This window comes from Paenibacillus sp. G2S3 (assembly GCF_030123105.1).
Taxonomy (GTDB): Bacteria; Bacillota; Bacilli; order Paenibacillales; family Paenibacillaceae; genus Paenibacillus_AQ.
On the sequence record NZ_CP126095.1, the window covers coordinates 639,500 to 656,797 of the forward strand.

Annotated in this window: 15 protein-coding genes and 1 pseudogene; 12 read left to right on the forward strand and 4 right to left on the reverse strand. The window is 45.4% G+C overall.

The features are described 5' to 3' along the window. Nucleotide 1 precedes the first annotated feature (1 nt). From QNH28_RS02915 to nadE, 3 genes are all read left to right on the forward strand, one after another. Nucleotides 2–1,723, forward strand: a complete 1,722-nt coding sequence (locus tag QNH28_RS02915; RefSeq protein WP_283910090.1) for a two-component system sensor histidine kinase NtrB — start codon at nucleotides 2–4, stop codon at nucleotides 1,721–1,723. Nucleotides 1,724–1,839: 116 nt separating this feature from the next. After that, on the forward strand, nucleotides 1,840–2,274 hold the full coding sequence (locus tag QNH28_RS02920; protein WP_283910091.1) for a BrxA/BrxB family bacilliredoxin: 435 nt from the start codon (nucleotides 1,840–1,842) through the stop codon (nucleotides 2,272–2,274). A 169-nt stretch (nucleotides 2,275–2,443) separates the two neighbouring features. Further along, nucleotides 2,444–3,253 (forward strand): NAD(+) synthase, encoded by an 810-nt coding sequence (gene nadE / locus QNH28_RS02925; RefSeq protein ID WP_283910092.1) that lies wholly within the window; start codon nucleotides 2,444–2,446, stop codon nucleotides 3,251–3,253. Between the two features lie 159 nt (nucleotides 3,254–3,412). Here nadE and QNH28_RS02930 read toward each other — a convergent pair whose 3' ends face one another. Further along, nucleotides 3,413–4,246 carry an alpha/beta hydrolase gene (locus tag QNH28_RS02930; protein WP_283910093.1) on the reverse strand — a complete coding sequence of 278 codons (834 nt, stop codon included), beginning with the start codon at nucleotides 4,244–4,246 and terminating at the stop codon, nucleotides 3,413–3,415. A gap of 207 nt (nucleotides 4,247–4,453) precedes the next feature. Here QNH28_RS02930 and acpS point away from each other — a divergent pair, with 207 nt between their 5' ends. Both acpS and mutY read left to right on the forward strand, forming a co-directional pair. Continuing rightward, the gene (gene acpS / locus QNH28_RS02935) at nucleotides 4,454–4,852 is read left to right on the forward strand and encodes a holo-ACP synthase (RefSeq protein WP_283910094.1); all 399 of its coding nucleotides are present in this window, start codon (nucleotides 4,454–4,456) and stop codon (nucleotides 4,850–4,852) included. 38 nt (nucleotides 4,853–4,890) lie between these two features. Further along, nucleotides 4,891–6,201: an A/G-specific adenine glycosylase gene (gene mutY, locus QNH28_RS02940; RefSeq protein ID WP_283910095.1), complete on the forward strand. Its 1,311-nt coding sequence runs from the start codon at nucleotides 4,891–4,893 to the stop codon at nucleotides 6,199–6,201. Nucleotides 6,202–7,221: 1,020 nt separating this feature from the next. Here mutY and QNH28_RS02945 read toward each other — a convergent pair. Next, entirely contained in the window at nucleotides 7,222–7,830 is a 609-nt protein-coding gene (locus QNH28_RS02945; protein WP_042184652.1) for a superoxide dismutase, read from the reverse strand. Between the two features lie 479 nt (nucleotides 7,831–8,309). On the opposite strand from QNH28_RS02945, the gene QNH28_RS02950 reads away from it, so the two are divergent. From QNH28_RS02950 to folE, 5 genes and pseudogenes are all read left to right on the forward strand, one after another. Next, nucleotides 8,310–8,729, forward strand: a complete 420-nt coding sequence (locus QNH28_RS02950; RefSeq protein ID WP_283910096.1) for a GNAT family N-acetyltransferase — start codon at nucleotides 8,310–8,312, stop codon at nucleotides 8,727–8,729. Between the two features lie 190 nt (nucleotides 8,730–8,919). Next, a complete protein-coding gene (gene lepB, locus QNH28_RS02955) occupies nucleotides 8,920–9,528 on the forward strand; it encodes a signal peptidase I (RefSeq protein WP_283910097.1) in 609 nt (202 codons plus the stop codon). A gap of 36 nt (nucleotides 9,529–9,564) precedes the next feature. Continuing rightward, a pseudogene (queG, locus tag QNH28_RS02960) lies at nucleotides 9,565–10,755 on the forward strand (tRNA epoxyqueuosine(34) reductase QueG); the annotation flags it as partial. Between the two features lie 135 nt (nucleotides 10,756–10,890). Beyond that, the gene (locus QNH28_RS02965) at nucleotides 10,891–11,142 is read left to right on the forward strand and encodes a YneF family protein (protein WP_042123938.1); all 252 of its coding nucleotides are present in this window, start codon (nucleotides 10,891–10,893) and stop codon (nucleotides 11,140–11,142) included. 45 nt (nucleotides 11,143–11,187) lie between these two features. After that, entirely contained in the window at nucleotides 11,188–11,781 is a 594-nt protein-coding gene (folE, locus tag QNH28_RS02970; protein ID WP_283910098.1) for a GTP cyclohydrolase I FolE, read from the forward strand. Nucleotides 11,782–11,902: 121 nt separating this feature from the next. Here folE and QNH28_RS02975 read toward each other — a convergent pair whose 3' ends face one another. After that, complete coding sequence (locus tag QNH28_RS02975; protein WP_283910099.1) at nucleotides 11,903–13,081, reverse strand: Fe-Mn family superoxide dismutase; 1,179 nt, start codon at nucleotides 13,079–13,081, stop codon at nucleotides 11,903–11,905. 241 nt (nucleotides 13,082–13,322) lie between these two features. Here QNH28_RS02975 and QNH28_RS02980 point away from each other — a divergent pair, with 241 nt between their 5' ends. Further along, the gene (locus QNH28_RS02980) at nucleotides 13,323–14,699 is read left to right on the forward strand and encodes an MATE family efflux transporter (RefSeq protein WP_283910100.1); all 1,377 of its coding nucleotides are present in this window, start codon (nucleotides 13,323–13,325) and stop codon (nucleotides 14,697–14,699) included. Here QNH28_RS02980 and QNH28_RS02985 read toward each other — a convergent pair whose 3' ends face one another. Further along, nucleotides 14,700–15,740 (reverse strand): alpha/beta hydrolase, encoded by a 1,041-nt coding sequence (locus QNH28_RS02985; RefSeq protein WP_283910101.1) that lies wholly within the window; start codon nucleotides 15,738–15,740, stop codon nucleotides 14,700–14,702. It lies immediately after the preceding gene. 271 nt (nucleotides 15,741–16,011) lie between these two features. On the opposite strand from QNH28_RS02985, the gene QNH28_RS02990 reads away from it, so the two are divergent. Continuing rightward, nucleotides 16,012–16,755 carry an IclR family transcriptional regulator gene (locus QNH28_RS02990; RefSeq protein WP_042184662.1) on the forward strand — a complete coding sequence of 248 codons (744 nt, stop codon included), beginning with the start codon at nucleotides 16,012–16,014 and terminating at the stop codon, nucleotides 16,753–16,755. Nucleotides 16,756–17,298: the final 543 nt, after the last annotated feature.

The following is a 17,298-nucleotide window of genomic DNA, read 5'->3' on the forward strand; positions in this document are numbered from 1 at the left end:
TGTGATTGTAATTATTGGCGCAATCAAGGATATATTATTGCAAATATCGGCAGCATGCTCCTTTCTTTTTCTGATTCAATGGTGGGTGGACAGAGGGCTTGTGGCGCGAAAAAAAGGTAAGTTTCTGGATAATCAAACTTTTTTGGTTTTGGCGTGTACGTTAAGTCTGATTCTGTGCTCTATTCTTTCGACGACTTTATTTGGTATTGCTTATTTGAATTTAGGAATGATCCCTGCTTATATCGGTATTTTATATGGAACTGTACGTTCAGGCATTCTGCTGTCCATCTGTTTGCTTATCTGTAATATATTGATTGCAGAGCCAACAGGAATAAGTAATATGATATTAAATTCAGGAATATTATTATATCCGTTGCTGTTTGGGCTAGCTAAGCCTTTTAAGAAAGGCACAGTGGTAGAGAAGATAGGGATATTATGGATGGTTCTTTGTCCGAATATGTTGTTTATTGCACTTGTACCTATTATAGGTGGAAAAAATATATATGAGGCTCATTCTAGCGAGTCACTTTTAATTACTTTGTATCTATTTTTCGCCATCGCGCTGGGTGGTATTTTTGTTTATTTTGTTGAAATGGTCTGGAGTAGATGGCGGGCTAAAGTACATATGGAAAATATAAGTGATAATTTCCAGTGGGAGTCTGAGAAGCTACAGCAGATTACAAATGTAGTACCCCTCAGTATTATGTCTCTGGATGATCACGGAGTTGTGGCAGACCTTAATGATTGTATGATGGGAATGATAAGAATTCATTATCCCCATTTGCGAAGGGAAGATATTATTGGCAAGCGGGTCAGGGAATTTTTTAGCGGTTCAGCGGATGCTGATGGCTATAAGCGGGTACGAGATAACATTCAGCATAAACGGCGTTCCCATGAACGAATCATTCATGGATCGCAGATCTACCAGATTTACTCAGCACCGCTAATGTATAGGAACTCAGGATTAACGAGTGGAGTAGTGCTCATTGCACAGGATATTACGGATGAAGTGAAACTCCGCTCAGAGCTGGATCATGTGGAACGTTTGAGCTTAGTAGGACAGATGGCTGCTGGAATTACCCATGAGATTCGTAATCCTATGGCGGTAGTGCGAGGATTTTTGCAGCTGATGAGAGAAAAGAGTTCAGATGATTTGGATTCTTATTATCAGATCGTGTTAGAGGAGCTGGATCGGGCGAATAGCATTATTAATGATTTCCTATCGCTGGCGCAGAGCCGGATATCAGATAAGGAGCAGGTGCTATTACACCGAGTTATAGAAGAGGTCAGTCCGCTGCTGTGGGCTGATGCTAATCTTCGTGGTCAAAGTGTTGAGCTAAAGCTGAACGCATCCATTCATGAATTGGAGTTGAACGTTCGGGAAATAAAGCAGCTCATCCTTAATTTAGGACGTAACGCCATGGAGGCTATGGGGCCTAAGGGGGTTCTCACATTAGAAACACATAGTACTCAGGATAAAGTGGAGCTGATTGTAAGGGATAAAGGGATCGGCATGTCGCAAAGTCAACGAGAGAAGTTGTTTTCACCCTTTTTCACGACCAAAAGGGAGGGGACGGGTCTGGGGTTATCCTTGTGTCTCAGTATTGTGGAACGGCATAACGGTAAAATTAATGTAGAGTCTGTGGAAGGAGAGGGTACGGTATTTACCATCTCATTTCCTTTAGTAATTGAAGAATATAGCGGAGCCACACTTGCAGATTGAATCAGGTTACTGTAGCATCTCTTGCTTTCACAGAGTATGAATGTATAATAAAGTTAGTAAGTACTGCTGTAATGTTATCTGACAAAACAGTAATTAGTGAAGGAGAGTGCAGAGAAATGTCCATGTCTTTTAATCAATATATGAGAGATTCGATTCAGCCTATGCGTGATGACCTTACAAGCATTGGGTTTCAGGAGCTTATGACTCCAGAAGAGGTGGAAGCCACTCTTCCTACCGCAAAAGGTACGGCGCTTGTAGTCGTGAATTCGGTCTGTGGTTGTGCCGCTGGACAATGTCGTCCTGGTGTAGCTCAGGCATTGCAAAATGAGATCACTCCGGATCACTTGTTCACAGTGTTTGCAGGTCAAGAGAAAGAGGCTACTGCTAAAGCACGTGAATATTTTGCTCCTTATCCGCCATCTTCCCCTTCCATCGCATTGATGAAGGATGGAGAGCTCGTTCATTTTATTGAACGTCATAGTGTAGAGAACCGTTCGGCTGCTGAAATTGCTGCTGAATTGAAAGAAGCCTTTGATCGTTTGTGCCAGTAAAAAAAGTTATTCCATACAATCTCGCATTAGTCGGTAATTCGGCTGTTGCGGGATTTTTCAAAATATAAGAGCGATAATGGGATAGAATATACTTAGAAGCATAGAGCTTCACTTGGTATGGATATTTTGATGGATATGGAAGCATTTCTGATGGAACGGGGTGTGGTTTGTGAGTTTACAGGAAGAAATTATTGCGGATCTTGGCGTGAAGCCAACGATTGATGTAGAAGCAGAGGTACGTAAACGAGTTGATTTCCTAAAGTCGTACGTACTGCAAGCAGGTGCCAAAGGATTATTGATCGCCATTAGTGGCGGGGTAGACAGCGCGGTAGCTGCGGGTCTATGTAAGCAGGCTACGGACGAGCTGTCGGCACAGCAAGGCGCAGAGTATATTACGCTTGGCGTATACCAGCCATATGGTGTTCAAGAGGATATCCAGCACAGTTACGATGTCGCAAAAGCTTTTAATCTGACCCATACAGTGGAGACTAATATTGAGGAAGCTGTAAATGAGATTGCGCTTGAAGTTGAGCATAGCCTGAAGTCCTTGGGCCAACATCGTCATATGACCCATCAAGGCAAGGGTAATGTTAAAGCGAGAACACGTATGGTTATGCAATATGCGCTCTCTTTTGAGAACAATCTGATTGTAGTAGGAACGGATCATGCTTCTGAAGCTATTACGGGTTTCTACACCAAGTGGGGGGATGGTGCTGTAGATATTACACCTCTATCCACACTTAACAAACGTCAGGTTCGTCAATTAGCTGCTCATATTGGAGTGCCTGCGGATATTGTCACTAAAGCGCCTACAGCAGGCTTATGGCCGGGGCAGACAGATGAAATCGAGCTGGGCATTACTTATGACGATAATAGCGATTATCTGGAAGGCAAACAGATTAATCCTGAGGTAGCGGAGAAACTTGAGAATTATTACCGGAGAACGGCGCATAAGCGTAATGTCATTCCTGGAATTTAGAATAGGTTGAACTAGGAACCGCCACGGATCTGCGTTGTAGCAGAACTCGTGGCGGTTTTTAGCCTATCAGAAAGTATATATTTGGGGCCTCCGCAAAGTACTTGAGTACTTATCAAAACAAAGCCTCACTTTGTAGGGATATCTTATGAGATTGACAAGCTATAAGAATAACTCGTTGGCCAGCGTTTGATCGATAAAATCAGTGGTCGAAGCAATCGCAAGCTCCAATTGTGGGGTAGTTTCAGCAAAAGGATGGACAGTGCCGAAGGTATGATTACCCTCAGGGATCTGCACCCAGTTAATATCCGGTCGGAGTTCGGTAAGCTGCTCAGATCCTTGCCTAAGATGTGCGCCATCCTGACTGCCTTGAATAAGGACAACCGGAAAGGAAGCTGTCTTCATACGTTCAAGGATGTTATAACGTTCTTGTTGGTTCTCCATATCTTCTAAAATAACAGCATCCAGCGGCATTTGTTGGCCAGTACGTCCATTTAGGACATGGGTTCGTCCTATTTCCTTCATCTCCTGCTTTTGTTCTTCCGTCAGCAAATCGAGCTTAGTAACCCCGTTCCAGGAGATGACCCCGCAAACTTCATTGGGATGATCAAGCGTGTAAACTAGACAAATTCCCCCTCCAAGACTATGCCCGAGAAGGAATAAGGGTAAGGTGCCAAATTTCGGATGCTGGCTAAGATAAGACAACAGAATTTCCATGTCCTTCAGCTCACGACGAAAGGTGTTGCGGGCGAATTTCTCAAGCTCAGTAAAATGCAGCAGATCCTCACCGATTCCAGCATGAGAGAAGTTGAAGGTGATCACTTCATGATCTTGGCTGAGAGCAGTGGCTATGTAAGGAAACATCCCCCAATCTTTGAAGCCCTTGTAGCCGTGTGCAATAACGATAAGGCTCTTAGGCACTCCTTGGGCAGGAAAGTGCGAGCAGCGGAGAACAGCATCTTCACCGGCTGGTAATTCGAAATTACGATGCTTCATAGGGTAATTCCCTCTCTCTATATAAAAATGAAGTAAATCTGCAAGTCCATCACGAAGGCGCCTAGATAGACTTCCAAAGCATTTTCTTTTAAGATAGCAGAAAGAATCTTACAGGACTATAGTTTTAAATGGATATAAATGACCTGTATAATGATCATACCATTATTGAAGTAGTATAGGATACACGTCCATAAGGAGCGTGAAATTTTGATTTACGGAATCGGACATGATGTGTTAGAAATTGAACGAATTTCAGAGGTAATGCGTAGGGGACAGGGTAAGAAATTTAACCAGCGTATTCTAACGGAACAAGAGTATGGGCTTGCTGAGCAACGAAGCGGAAGGTTAGCTGAGTTCGTAGCAGGGCGCTTTGCTGCCAAGGAAGCCATTGTGAAGGCTTTAGGCTGTGGCATCGGTAATGTAGTTGGTTTTCAGGATATTGAGATATTACCTGACCGTAATGGTAAACCGGAAGTAACCTTATCATTCGAAGCTTGGAGCAGATTAGATCTACCTGAAGGACAGAAGTATACTATTCATCTTACGATAACACATGGCCGTGATTTGGCTTCAGCTTTTGCAGTTGTAGAGGGGCTAGGTTCATGAATTGAAACCGTGATTATAGAAGGGCAAGGAGAGTTACAATGAAACAACAAGAAAGACAGGAACAGGTGGATTTAAAAGAAGGGCAAGATCAACAAGATCGGGAGCTGCGGGAGGCCAAGCAATATTTCAGTTATCATTTGCTGGAGTGGTATCAAGGGCAGAAACGAGATTTGCCATGGCGCAGGCACCGCAATCCTTATTATATTTGGATTTCTGAAATCATGCTGCAGCAGACAAGGGTAGATACGGTGATCCCTTATTTTAATCGTTTTATTGAACGATTTCCAACGGTGGAGTCACTCGCTGACGCTCCTGAAGAAGACGTACTTAAGTGCTGGGAAGGACTAGGATATTATTCCCGTGCACGCAATATACAGCATGCAGCCAAGCAGGTAAAGGAGCTTTACGGTGGACAAGTACCGAACGACCGTGAAGCGGTGTTCAGCTTAAAGGGAGTGGGACCTTACACAGCAGGGGCCATCCTTAGTATCGCGTTTAATAGGCCGGAACCCGCGGTGGACGGTAATGTGATGCGGGTGTTGTCCCGATACTTCCTCATCGAGGATGATATCGCTAAGGGACCCACCCGCGTGAAAATGGAGCGCCTGGCGGCTGAGCTGATCCCGGAAGGGGAGGCTGCCTCCTTTAATCAGGCGCTTATGGAGCTCGGGGCGCTCGTATGCACCCCGAAATCACCGAGCTGCTTAACCTGCCCGGTGATGGAGCATTGCGCTGCGCGCCTGGCGGGCTGCGAGACTTCGCTGCCCGTCAAGACCAAGGCCAAGCCGCCGCGCCCAGAGGAGCGGCTTGCGGCCTTAATTGAGGGCCGCGGTGCCCACGCGGGCCAAGTGCTTATCCGGCAGCGGCCACAAAGCGGGCTGTTAGCCCGCATGTGGGAGCTGCCGCATTGGCAGGCGCCGCCAGCGGAAGGCGGCGGCAAGAGCGCGCGGCTGCCGGAGGCCGCAGCGCTGGACCGGCTGCGCCGGTCACTGCGGCAGGCCGGGATCTCCGCCCGGCCTGAGGAGCACTGGATGGCTGCTGAGCATATCTTCAGCCATATTGTGTGGACCCTGCAGGTGTATCGCTGCAGGGAGGAGGACGCCCTTCCGCTGCCAATAGCCGCAGAAGGACGAGCAGTGTACAACGCGGATACGGGGCTGTTTCCAGAGATGGACAGCAGCGTACCCGTCGAGAGATTTGAGGATGGTAAGGCTAGTCCTGAGGACGGCGGAGCTGTGCGCTGGATCAGCCGTGAGGACATGGCTAATTATGCGTTTCCAAATGTCTTCTTGAAGCTGCTGAACCTTTATTTCGATGAGCAGGAAGAGCAGGCGAAGTCAGGGAAGTAGCAGATTATCCGATGTGGCAGAAGAATGAGTTGTAAGAGAAGCAGCAGACATATGAGAAGTGCCTGAAGTAAGTAAAGTACGCTGAAGTGGATGAAATAAGAAATATATCCAAAGTCTCTGGGGTAGGAAATGTGTTGAATCTGTTGATGTGTTAAATGTGTTAAATGTGTTAAATGCGTCGATTGTGTTAAGTGTGTTAAGTGTGTTAAGTGTGCTTAGTGAGTTGATGCGTTAAATGTGTTGAATGAGTTGAAGTGTTAAATGTGCTAAATGTGCTAAATGCTTGGATTACTTTAAGTGAGTTTAATGAGTTGATGTGTTAGATATGTTGAATGCGTAGTTTGATGTGTTGAGTATATAAGTTGTGTGAAGAGAGAGTGAGGTTCACTTCTAACTTATGAGCACTACTTCACCCCCGCGGCCGAATTTTAGGGAATTACTCCCTATAAAACTGGCTGAAGGGACCTGTATTTGATGTTTTTAGGGAAAACCTCCCTATAATTTGGGTGGAAACCTGAATTATGCTCCAAAATGGATGATTTAGGGGGAGGTTTTCCCTAATTACTCGTATTTAAGTGTTTATGAGCAGAATTAGAGGGAGTTATTCCCTAATCAGAGGCAGAATGCCTCATTTAGGCGTCTTTCCAACAGCGGTACGATAAAGGGGGAGTTTCGGTCCATATTCATGGTTCGAATTCATTCGGCGTAAAAAAGCGATGTCCGAGGATAAAGATCTGCTCTATTTGTTTCTAACGAACCCTGTTTCTAACGAACCCTGTTTCTAACGAACCCTGTTTCTAACGAACCCTGTTTCTAACGAACCTTGTTTTTAACGAATCTGCTTCTAAACGAAATTAGTCTCAAACAAACTCTCTACACACCCCACCCAAATAAACGACCCAAACACAAAAGAAGGTATCCCTTAGCCATAACGGCTCGGAGATACCTTCTTTGTTTATATTTAGTTAAACGGCAAATCCACAGCCTTGAAGGCTATGACTTTATCCGTAATTTAATTCCTTATTTCGCGCTTTCGTAACGTTTGCCAACTTCTTCCCAGTTTACTACGTTCCAGAACGCTTTGATGTAATCAGGGCGTTTGTTTTGGTAGTTCAGGTAGTAAGCGTGCTCCCATACATCAAGTCCGAGGATTGGAGTAGCACCTTCGCTGATTGGGTTGTCTTGGTTAGGTGTGCTTGTTACTGCCAATTTGCCATCTTTAACAACTAGCCAAGCCCAGCCACTGCCGAAACGAGTAGTTGCTGCTGCTGCGAAATCTTCTTTGAATTTTTCGAATCCGCCCAGTTCGCTATCAATAGCTGCTGCAAGTGCGCCAGTTGGTGCGCCGCCGCCGTTTGGTCCGATAACTTCCCAGAACAGGGTGTGGTTAGCGTGTCCGCCACCATTGTTACGAACAGCAGTACGGATAGCTTCTGGTACAGCGTTCAGATCTGTAAGAAGTTCTTCGATGCTTTTGCTTTGCAATTCAGGTGCCTTTTCCAAAGCTGCGTTCAGATTAGTCACATATGTGTTATGGTGTCTATCATGGTGAATTTCCATCGTCAAAGCGTCGATGTGTGGTTCGAGTGCGTTGTTTGCATAAGGAAGTGCTGGTAATTGAAATGCCATGGAAAAATCCCTCCTGAGTATATTAGAATTTGTATAGATAAAGAACTTCGGCGGTTTATCGTCAAAATTCTTTATTGTTGATATGTACTATAGGGTATCTCCCAATAGGATACTTTAATTAAACAGTATCTGGATCAATAATGCAACACTAAACAAACATAAATGTTTATAAAGTATGATGGGAGTGTAAACAGGATTATCAATTGTGTTTAAAATGTTAAAAGTAAGAGCCTTCACCCTATAGACATGTATCCTTATAATTACCCTTATAATGAAACAATGAATCTCAGTCGAAATGTAAACGCTTGATATTAACCGCTTTCAAAAGAAAAGTGATGATATCACGAGAAAAGTGTGCTTTAATAGATTTAAAAGCAGGTATTCCTCGGTATTTGATGCTTTTTTTTATTTTCTCAATGTTAAGGGAACCCCTTCTTTTTGTTAAATTCATAAGCCATAGACAAGGGAGATTTTAAAGAATGCACGTTCGTTCCTTTCAATTAAGCGACGTTAGCCCTGTGACTGATTTGCTGCAAACAGCATTATCGGAAGAATGTTTCGAGAACACTATCGAGCCTTTCTCCAGGCAGCTTTCATGGGATTCAGATCTCATTGTAGTTGCGGAAGATGAAGAAGAAATTGTTGGAGCACTGATTGGTACGATTGAGAAAAACCACGGTTGTTATTTCCGGATTGCTGTACATCCTGATTATCGCCGCAGAGGAGTCGGTAGAAGTCTGGTATCGGCTATGGAATCCAGGTTTCATGCTCGTAAGGTTAGTGGTATCTTCGTAGCCGTCGATGAGCATAATTCTTTTGCATTGCCATTGTATGAAGCTATGGGATATAGCGAGAATCAAATTTTCAAATCCGTTCGGAAGCTGAGCATTGTTGGGTAATTTTAATCACTCAGCTGCGTAAGCGGAAACATTTTCTAAATAAAGAACTATAGTTGATGATATAGTCTGTTTCATTCATACTCAAGCGTATTTTCCAGAAGTCCATTGCTAATGGCTGGGAGATATGCTTTTTTATTGTTATAATATCTGCAAGTATAGACATCAATAATCAAGAATAAGAGGTGACATATTGAGTCAGGAGCCCCAAGTAGAGTTCATGCGTAATCGGAAGCAGAGACATAGAGCCACTAGATCAAAAAAAGGCTTTGGAGGCCGTTTGGCCGCAGAATTGAAGGATTGGTTGCTTACAGCGGTAGTTGTTTTTGCGGTGATGTCGGTTCTTAATGTCTTTGTGTTCAATATATCAACCGTTAAAGGTCAGTCTATGCAGCCAACGCTTGTGGAAGGTGAGAGGCTCTTCATTAATAAGCTCTCATTGATGTTTGTAAACCCGAGACACGGGGATGTCGTCATTCTTCATGATCCTAGCACCGGACCCAGCCGTAAGGAGTTTTTAGTGAAACGAGTCATTGGCATACCTGGAGATATCATAGAAGTGAAGGATCACCAGTTATATGTGAATGGAAAAATAGTGAATGAGCCGTATATAGATACCGAGATTGAAGACCCGGATTTCGCGGCCTTAACTGTGGAGAGCGGAAGCTATTTTGTCATGGGAGATAACCGTCACGCTTCAGCAAGCAAAGATAGTCGTTATTTCGGCTCGATCCCTCAGGACATGATTGTAGGCAGAGCAGATTATATCTGGTGGCCGTTGTCTAAACTGAAAGGGTTATAATAATTTTATCGATAACATAAAAAGGAGAAGGCGGAAATGAAGGATACATTTCAGTCACCGTATGCACCCCCGCCTTCCAAGTGGGCACAGCTTAAAGCGGAGATTCAAGAGGCTGCGACGTCACTCGGTATTGATGATATCGGGTTTACTACAGCAGAGCCTTTTTTATATTTAAAAAATATTTTGCAAGACCACCGAGACAAAGGATACGAATCTGGTTTCGAGGAACCGGATCTGGATAAAAGGACAATCCCCGCACTGAGCTCTGGGGACAAGCCCTTGTCTATTATTTCGATTGCTGTGGCCTACCCTTCCAAGATGGAGAACCCTCCGAAGTCTGAGCCAGGTGCGCGAAGAGGGATTCTCGCCCGAGCATCATGGGGCAGGGATTATCATCATGTGCTGAGGGAGGCATTAAGTAAGCTAGAGGACTTTATTCGTGAGCGTGTACCGGAGGCTGTGCTTGAGAGCATGGTGGATACCGGTGTATTGGTAGATAGAGCGGTCGCGGAAAGAGCGGGAATAGGCTTCAGCGCCAAAAACTGTTCTATCATCTCACCCAAATGGGGATCTTGGATTTACCTAGGGGAGATGGTTACGAACATTCCTTTTGCTCCGGATGAGCCTGTTGAGGAAGGGTGCGGGGAGTGTACCAAGTGTATTGATGCCTGTCCAACTGGAGCATTGGTGGGTCCGGGTCAGCTTAACGCACAGGCTTGTATCTCTTTTCTGACGCAGACCAAAGGATTTCTGAGTGACGAATACATGACCAAGATTGGCAACCGTCTATACGGCTGTGACACCTGCCAGATTGTATGTCCCAAGAATAGAGGGAAGAACTGGAATCATCGTCCTCAGATGCTGCCTGATCCTGAGATCGTGAAGCCATTGCTTATGCCGATCCTGGATCTTAGCAATCGTGAATTTAAAGAGAGATTCGGTAATAGTTCGGCTGCCTGGAGAGGCAAAAAGCCGATGCAACGGAATGCGATCATCGCCCTCGGCAATTTCAAGGAAGTAGAGGCTGTGCCAAAGCTAACAGAAATTGTTCTAAAAGAGCCGCGGCCTGAGATGCGAGGCACTGCTGCTTGGGCGCTGGGACGTATTGGTGGTGAGGAGGCTCTAGCTGCTGTTGAATCGGCTTTAGCGCGCGAAGAGCATGACACGGTAAGGCAAATGCTGAGCCGGGCACAGGATGTGCTTCTTACTGCGAAGCAGGCACGAGAGGACAGTGATGTTAATGAAGGAAAAAGATCATAGACAGGTTGTATATTCCCAATTGCTGTCCAGTTCTCGAAATGCTATGATAGATTCGCGCGCCATATGGCGATGCAGACAATAGAGTGTAGAGGTGGGCTTTAGATGAATATCGCATTACCTATTATTACATTGGTCGTAGGTCTCATCGGTGGATTTTTTATCGGTGTGTATTATCTGCGCAGACAAATGACAACTATGCAGAATGATCCTGAAATGCTGCAAAAGGTTGCAAAACAAATGGGTTATAACCTGAATGGGAAACAAATGCAACGTGCCCAACAGATGATGAAGAATCAGAATCAGACAGGTGCCCGCCCAGGAGCAGCAAAAGGGAATAAACGTAGAAGTAAGTAACCGGGTCCGGATAGAATTTATACGGGTGCGGAAGGGGGAGACATCATGGGGAACATCAATGAATACGTGAACGGTAAAGTATCAGAGAACCGTGAGCAAATCGAGTATCACGTTGAGAAAATATTAGAATTAATCGGTGAAGATACCGACCGCGAGGGACTGCTTGAAACACCAGCACGTGTTACGCGGATGTACGAGGAGATATTCGGCGGTTATTCGATAGATCCCCGCGAGGCGCTCGGTGTTACTTTTGATGAGTCTCATGAAGAGCTAGTAATCGTGAAGGATATCGTCTATTACAGCCAATGTGAGCATCACATGGCTCCTTTCTTCGGTAAAGTGCATATTGGGTACATTCCGAGCGGACGTATTGCTGGGCTCAGCAAATTAGCTCGCCTTGTTGAAGCAGTGAGTCGGCGTTTGCAGGTTCAAGAACGCATTACGACGCAAATTGCGGATATTATGACGGAGGTACTAGGTCCTCACGGCGTTATGGTCGTTGTGGAAGGTGAACATCTTTGTATGTGTGCACGCGGAGTGAAGAAACCAGGTAGTAAGACGGTAACCATGTCTACTAGAGGAGTCTTCCGGGAGGATGCCGCCGCTCGTGCGGAGTTTCTGAACTTGATTAAAGAATAGTATATAGAGGTGTTTATACCTCGAAAATAGAAGGACCCATCATTCACTTTTTGTGAACGATGGGTCCTTTTGGATCAGTAAATGGGAACAGAGGTGATGCTCTCTTCGAAGTGGAATGAAATCAGTAAGGCTTCCATGCCAGTTTACTAGCGGCAGCATAACGCTCTGACACATAGGGCCAGTTGACGACTTTCCACCAATCGTTAATATAATCCGCGCGATTATTCTGATGTTTTAGATAGTAGGCGTGTTCCCATACATCTAAGGCCAAGAGCGGTACAACGTCCCATTGCGATAAATTCTGATGTTTTTCTGCAGTAAGAATTTCTAGTCTATGGCTACGTGGACTCCAGACGAGAATGGCCCATCCGCCACCTTCTACTTTATTCGCAGCTTCAGTGAACTGTTTCTTAAAGCTGTCATAGCTTCCAAAGCTTTGTTCTATAGCTTCTAGTAAAGCACCTGTTGGGCGGCCCCCACCTTGCGGAGACATCACGTTCCAAAAGATCGTGTGGAGATAATGGCCTGCGCCATTAAAGGCTAACTCTCTTTCCCAATGTTTAACGAGATCGAAGTCACCGTTCTTACGGGAGTCAGCTAGTTTAACTTCAGCCTTGTTTAATCCATCTACATAACTTTGATGATGTTTATCGTGGTGAATCCGCATGGTCTTTTCATCAATGTACGGTTCTAGTGCATTATAAGCATAAGGCAATGGAGGTAGCTTATGACCTCCAATGGGTACCACGTCGTTTTTATCGCGGATTTCAGGAACAGTATCAGTAAAAGTAGAGAATCCATCATTCCGCGTGATATCGTCTGTATCGATGTTTACAACATAATCCTCTGTGTGATCGCGCATGATTTGCGATAACTTCCCTGGCGAGCTGAGCGTCATTAGAACGGCGAGGAAGTATTCCGATTCACGAATAATATGCAGAATCACAGTGGTTGCAAGAGGGACGGCTTTGACCGCAGCGCTACTCTCCATGATGGCAAAGAGCTGTCGGACGAATTCTTGGGATTGATTGCAAGAGATATGTAGCAGCTTCTCCGTTTCCGCAGTGAGTTCTGCCTGTGGCGGAGGAGAAGAGGAAAGGGCAGCATTTAATAGCTGCTGTGCCGCCTGCTCAGTTGCACCGAAAACAACGGCCCATTCATTAAGGAGCTTCACATAAGGCTCCTCCAACTTAGGCACGATCGCTTTGATGACTTCGGTATGCTCTTTCTCTTGTCTTTTCCAAAATACGATTTCTTCCAGAATACGCACTGGCAGCATCGGCCCATATACATATAGCATGCCAAGAAAACCTCCCGTGATATGTCTTTATCAGTCCATTATATGAGCGGTCTTGTAAGGTTATGAAGAACATAAGAGAGATACGATAATATCGTTGACAACATTCCTCATGGATGAAATAATACAGGGAAATAAAGGCAATGCTACCGAAAGGTACAACCTCGCGAAATGGGGGTTGTACCTTTTTTATTTGTCATTTGAACTGCGATGTAGCCAAATTTATGAGAAAAGAGATGCTGGAATGAACAAGCTTGAGAAAAAAGAATTCTATAATCAGCTGTTTAAATTAGCAATACCAATATCCCTCCAAAGTCTGATTATGGCTGTTCTATATTTAGTAGATCAATTGATGGTGGGCCAGCTTGGGGGTGTAGCCATCGCTTCGGTTGGGATGTCTAGTAAAATCTATAGTGTAATTTCTGTAGTTCTGGCGGGTCTGGCTACTGGTCTCACAGTATATGCGGCCCAATATTGGGGGAACAAGGATTCTAAGAGCATTACACCACTACTTGGTTTGAGTCTCGGAATTGGACTGCTGCTCTCGGGCTCATTTACGATATTCGTCTTCTTCAATCCAAGTCTATGCCTGTCAATCTTTACGACGGATAGGGCAGTGCTGGAGAATGGGCACGTTTTTCTTAAAATCGTTTCACTTAGCTATATTCCGACGATGTTAACGATGCTCTACTCAGCGGTTCTGCGAAGTACAGGACATGTGAAATTCCCAATGGCTGTCAGTATAGCCGCTGTAGGATTAAACATTGTATTAAACTATGCGCTTATTTTTGGGCATTGGGGATTTCCTGAGCTAGGACTTGCGGGTGCGGCATATGCAACTTTAATCTCCCGTATAGTTGAGAGTGCATTGATTGTCGGGGCAGTGTATCGCGGGAAGTTGCCAGGGGCTGGAGGAATCAAGGCACTGAGTTCGTTCTCCAAAACGCGGAGCATACCTTTTTTGAGAACGATAGCTCCTATCGTACTAACTGAATTGGTGTGGGTATTGGGAGAGGCTTGTTATTCCGTGATATACAGTCGTATGGGTACAGCTGAGATGACTGCCATGACCGTCACATTTCCGTTGCAGGGTCTGATGATTAGGCTCCTTGCAGGACTTTCAGGCGCTGCAGGGATTATGGTCGGACATAAGCTGGGTGAGAATAATAATGCAGGGGCTTTTAGTTATGCGCGTTATTTAGTTCGAATTGGCATAGGGATTTCATTGCTGCTTGGAGTCGTTATTGCAGTGGTGGCACCACTCTACGTTTCAGCATTTAACATAACCATGGAAGAGCGGCGGTTAGCCACCTCTGTAATCTGTTTTTTCGCTCTTTTTTTATGGATAAAGGTGGGGAATATGATGATCGCGGGAGGTATTCTGCAGAGCGGTGGCGATAGCAAATTCGTCTTTATTATGGAAGCCTCCACAACCTGGCTACTCGGGGTGCCCCTTGGGCTTCTTCTATCCTGGGGATGGAAACAGCCTCTTCCTTGGGTATACTTCTTTCTGTCCCTAGAAGAGGCTGTTCGTTTGGTTATAGGTTACGTACGTTTTCGTCGCGGTAAATGGTTAAACCAGCTGACTCATCAGAGCGCAGAAGTGGAGATTAGCACTTAGTTAATTACTTGCCAGTACTGGCTGATCACCCTTAGTGCTTTTGGCCAGATGAACATTTCCTAGGAAAGCGGAGACCCGTCGCAAATACTCACGGGGATGCTCGCGGAACAACAGCTCATGATGACTGCCCTCAATGATCCAGGAATCGGAGAAAGGATTCTGCTGGTTCGCTGCTAGTTCTTCGGCAATAGGATAAGGCGCTTTATCGTCTTTGGTTCCATGCATGAATAGGATCGGGAAAGGATAGTCTTTAGATTTGACCTTTGCATAAGGAATTTGATCTAGTCCTGTACCGTTTAGTACTGGGAACAGCATTTCCATGATCGCCAGGGAAGGCTGTCGCGGTAGGTCGATATTCTGCTTAATATTATGATACAGCGTGTCTGGTTCTAACAAAAAGGTGCTGTCCAGAATCATCGCGTCGATATCCTCAGATACCAATCCTGCTTGCAGTGCTGTGCCAGCACCCATGGAGAAGCCCCAAACAACGAGCTCTTTTGCCCCACGTTCCTTAGCGAAATCAATGGCGCCAAGAAGCTGTTGGGATTCTTTTTTGCCGCCGGTTGCAATATCCTTGTTACTTTGGGCAGCAAATCCGTAGTCAAACATTACGACATTGAAATTCAGACTGTGTGCATAGTGAGCGAGATCGTACATAGGTACCCATGACTCTTCTCGGTTAGCACCATAGCCATGACTGAACACGATAGTCTTGGTAGCGCCCTTGGCTGGAATATACCAGCCGTTCATCATACGACTGCCATCCTTAGCTGGAAAGGTTACATCCTCGTAGGCGAGCCCTTTGGCCATCATAGGATTGGAGTACAGTGGCGCGACCGTTGGATTGGATAGTACCCAGGCGATGTAGCCATGAAGCGAGACAAAACAAAATACTAAAAAGAAAAATATAGATAATAGCAATGCAACGATAATATGCTTAACACGGATCATCCGCAGCGATAGTCGTGATGAACTGCCCTGTTTAGGTAGTTTAGGACGACGGGAGACTGACGTGCCGGTTCGGCTGGTTGTCAGATCCATAAGGTCCCCTCCTAAGTATGATGTGAGTACTAGTGCCTAGGATAATTTGTCGAAAATGATACTAAAGCATTAGTATATTTAATATGTTTATCGTAAGTTGAAGCCCTTACAAAGTCAATGAATTGGACCGTTTTGTAATGTAACTGTAAAGTGCGGGCCAGTCTTTTCCGGCTCAGTGAATATACTGGACTTTCCGTAGAGTTTTGCACTAAGATAGAGTTATTAATAATGTAACCGCGTTTCATTTGATGAAACACGAGGGGGGATTACTGTGGAGGACCGAAAGCTAACGGTACGCGCGGTAGAACGTGCGCTTGACATATTACTTTGTTTTACCCAAGACCGTGATTTAGGGTTGACGGAGATCGCATCGAAGATTGACTTACATAAGAGTACAGTCCACAGATTACTGGCAACACTTGAGGAAAAGGGCTTTCTCATTCGCAATCCGGCGACAGAAAAATATAGGCTGGGTATACGAATCTGGGAGCTGTCCACGCATTTGCCTGCTTTTGACGAGTCTGCAGCGGTATTACTACCCTCTATGGAACGGCTGAGAGATCGACTCGGAGAGACGGTCAGTCTTTACTTACGGGATGGTATTGAACGCGTGCGTATTCAGGCGGTACAGAGCCAGCAGGCGATTCGTAGAGTCGCACAGATCGGTGCGAGGCTGCCATTATCTGTAGGCGCATCGAGTAAAGTGCTGGCAGCGTATGCACCACCTGAGGTGCTGAGAGAACTGCTGGAGAGTTCGGAGTGGCCGGATTACGTTGAGAAGAGCGTATACAAAGATCAGCTTAACGAGATCATTCGGCTGGGGTATGCGACCAGTTTCGAAGAACGTGAGTCTGGTGCGGCCGCTGTGGCGGTACCTGTCACCGGTCGTAGTGGAAATGTGATCGCTGCATTGTCGCTATCAGGCCCAGTCAGCCGCCTGTCTAGGGATACGTTAGTAGAGTATGCTGCGATCTTGAAGGAAGCAGCAAGTGAAATGGGCATGATGATTCCATAAGAAGAACAGGGCGGTCTCATAAAGTGGATATTCACTGAATGAGGCAGACTGTTAAGATGTAGAGCAGCGATCCTCCGTTACTGGGGATCGCTGTTTTGTTTTTTTTGGAAGGGGTAGCTTGCTCTAGAATAAGAAACCCGTAACGCGAAACCCGTAACGCGTAACCCGTAACCCGTAACCCGTGCCTCATAATTCGAACACCAGTAACCATTCGGTTGCTCTTCAGATGTTTCCTTAGCCTTCCGGACTCAGTGGGCGCTATTAGTCCATATTGAATCTTTTTGGAAGAGTATTGGACTCCAGTGCAGCTATTCGTTCGAAAGAGCTCCAATATGTGTGTTTTTCATGCCAATAGCGACTATGAGGTTCGATAGCACGTCAAATGTCGGATAATCCTCCATTTAGGATCACCTGAGTCCGATAGGCCAAACCCTAAGCGTCCCCTTAGCCTTCCGGACTCAGGGGGCGCTATTAGCCCATATTGAATCTTTTTGGAAAAGTATTGGACTCCAGTGCAGCTATTCGTTCGAAAGAGCTCCAATA

Coding starts and splice junctions, on each gene's coding strand:
- QNH28_RS02945 (WP_042184652.1), bottom strand. CDS start 7,830: ATGGCATTTCAATTACCAGCACTTCCTTATGCAAACAACGCACTCGAA.
- QNH28_RS02965 (WP_042123938.1), top strand. CDS start 10,891: ATGAATATCGCATTACCTATTATTACATTGGTCGTAGGTCTCATCGGT.
- folE (WP_283910098.1), top strand. CDS start 11,188: ATGGGGAACATCAATGAATACGTGAACGGTAAAGTATCAGAGAACCGT.
- QNH28_RS02950 (WP_283910096.1), top strand. CDS start 8,310: ATGCACGTTCGTTCCTTTCAATTAAGCGACGTTAGCCCTGTGACTGAT.
- QNH28_RS02930 (WP_283910093.1), bottom strand. CDS start 4,246: ATGAAGCATCGTAATTTCGAATTACCAGCCGGTGAAGATGCTGTTCTC.
- mutY (WP_283910095.1), top strand. CDS start 4,891: ATGAAACAACAAGAAAGACAGGAACAGGTGGATTTAAAAGAAGGGCAA.
- QNH28_RS02920 (WP_283910091.1), top strand. CDS start 1,840: ATGTCCATGTCTTTTAATCAATATATGAGAGATTCGATTCAGCCTATG.
- QNH28_RS02980 (WP_283910100.1), top strand. CDS start 13,323: ATGAACAAGCTTGAGAAAAAAGAATTCTATAATCAGCTGTTTAAATTA.
- QNH28_RS02975 (WP_283910099.1), bottom strand. CDS start 13,081: ATGCTATATGTATATGGGCCGATGCTGCCAGTGCGTATTCTGGAAGAA.
- QNH28_RS02985 (WP_283910101.1), bottom strand. CDS start 15,740: ATGGATCTGACAACCAGCCGAACCGGCACGTCAGTCTCCCGTCGTCCT.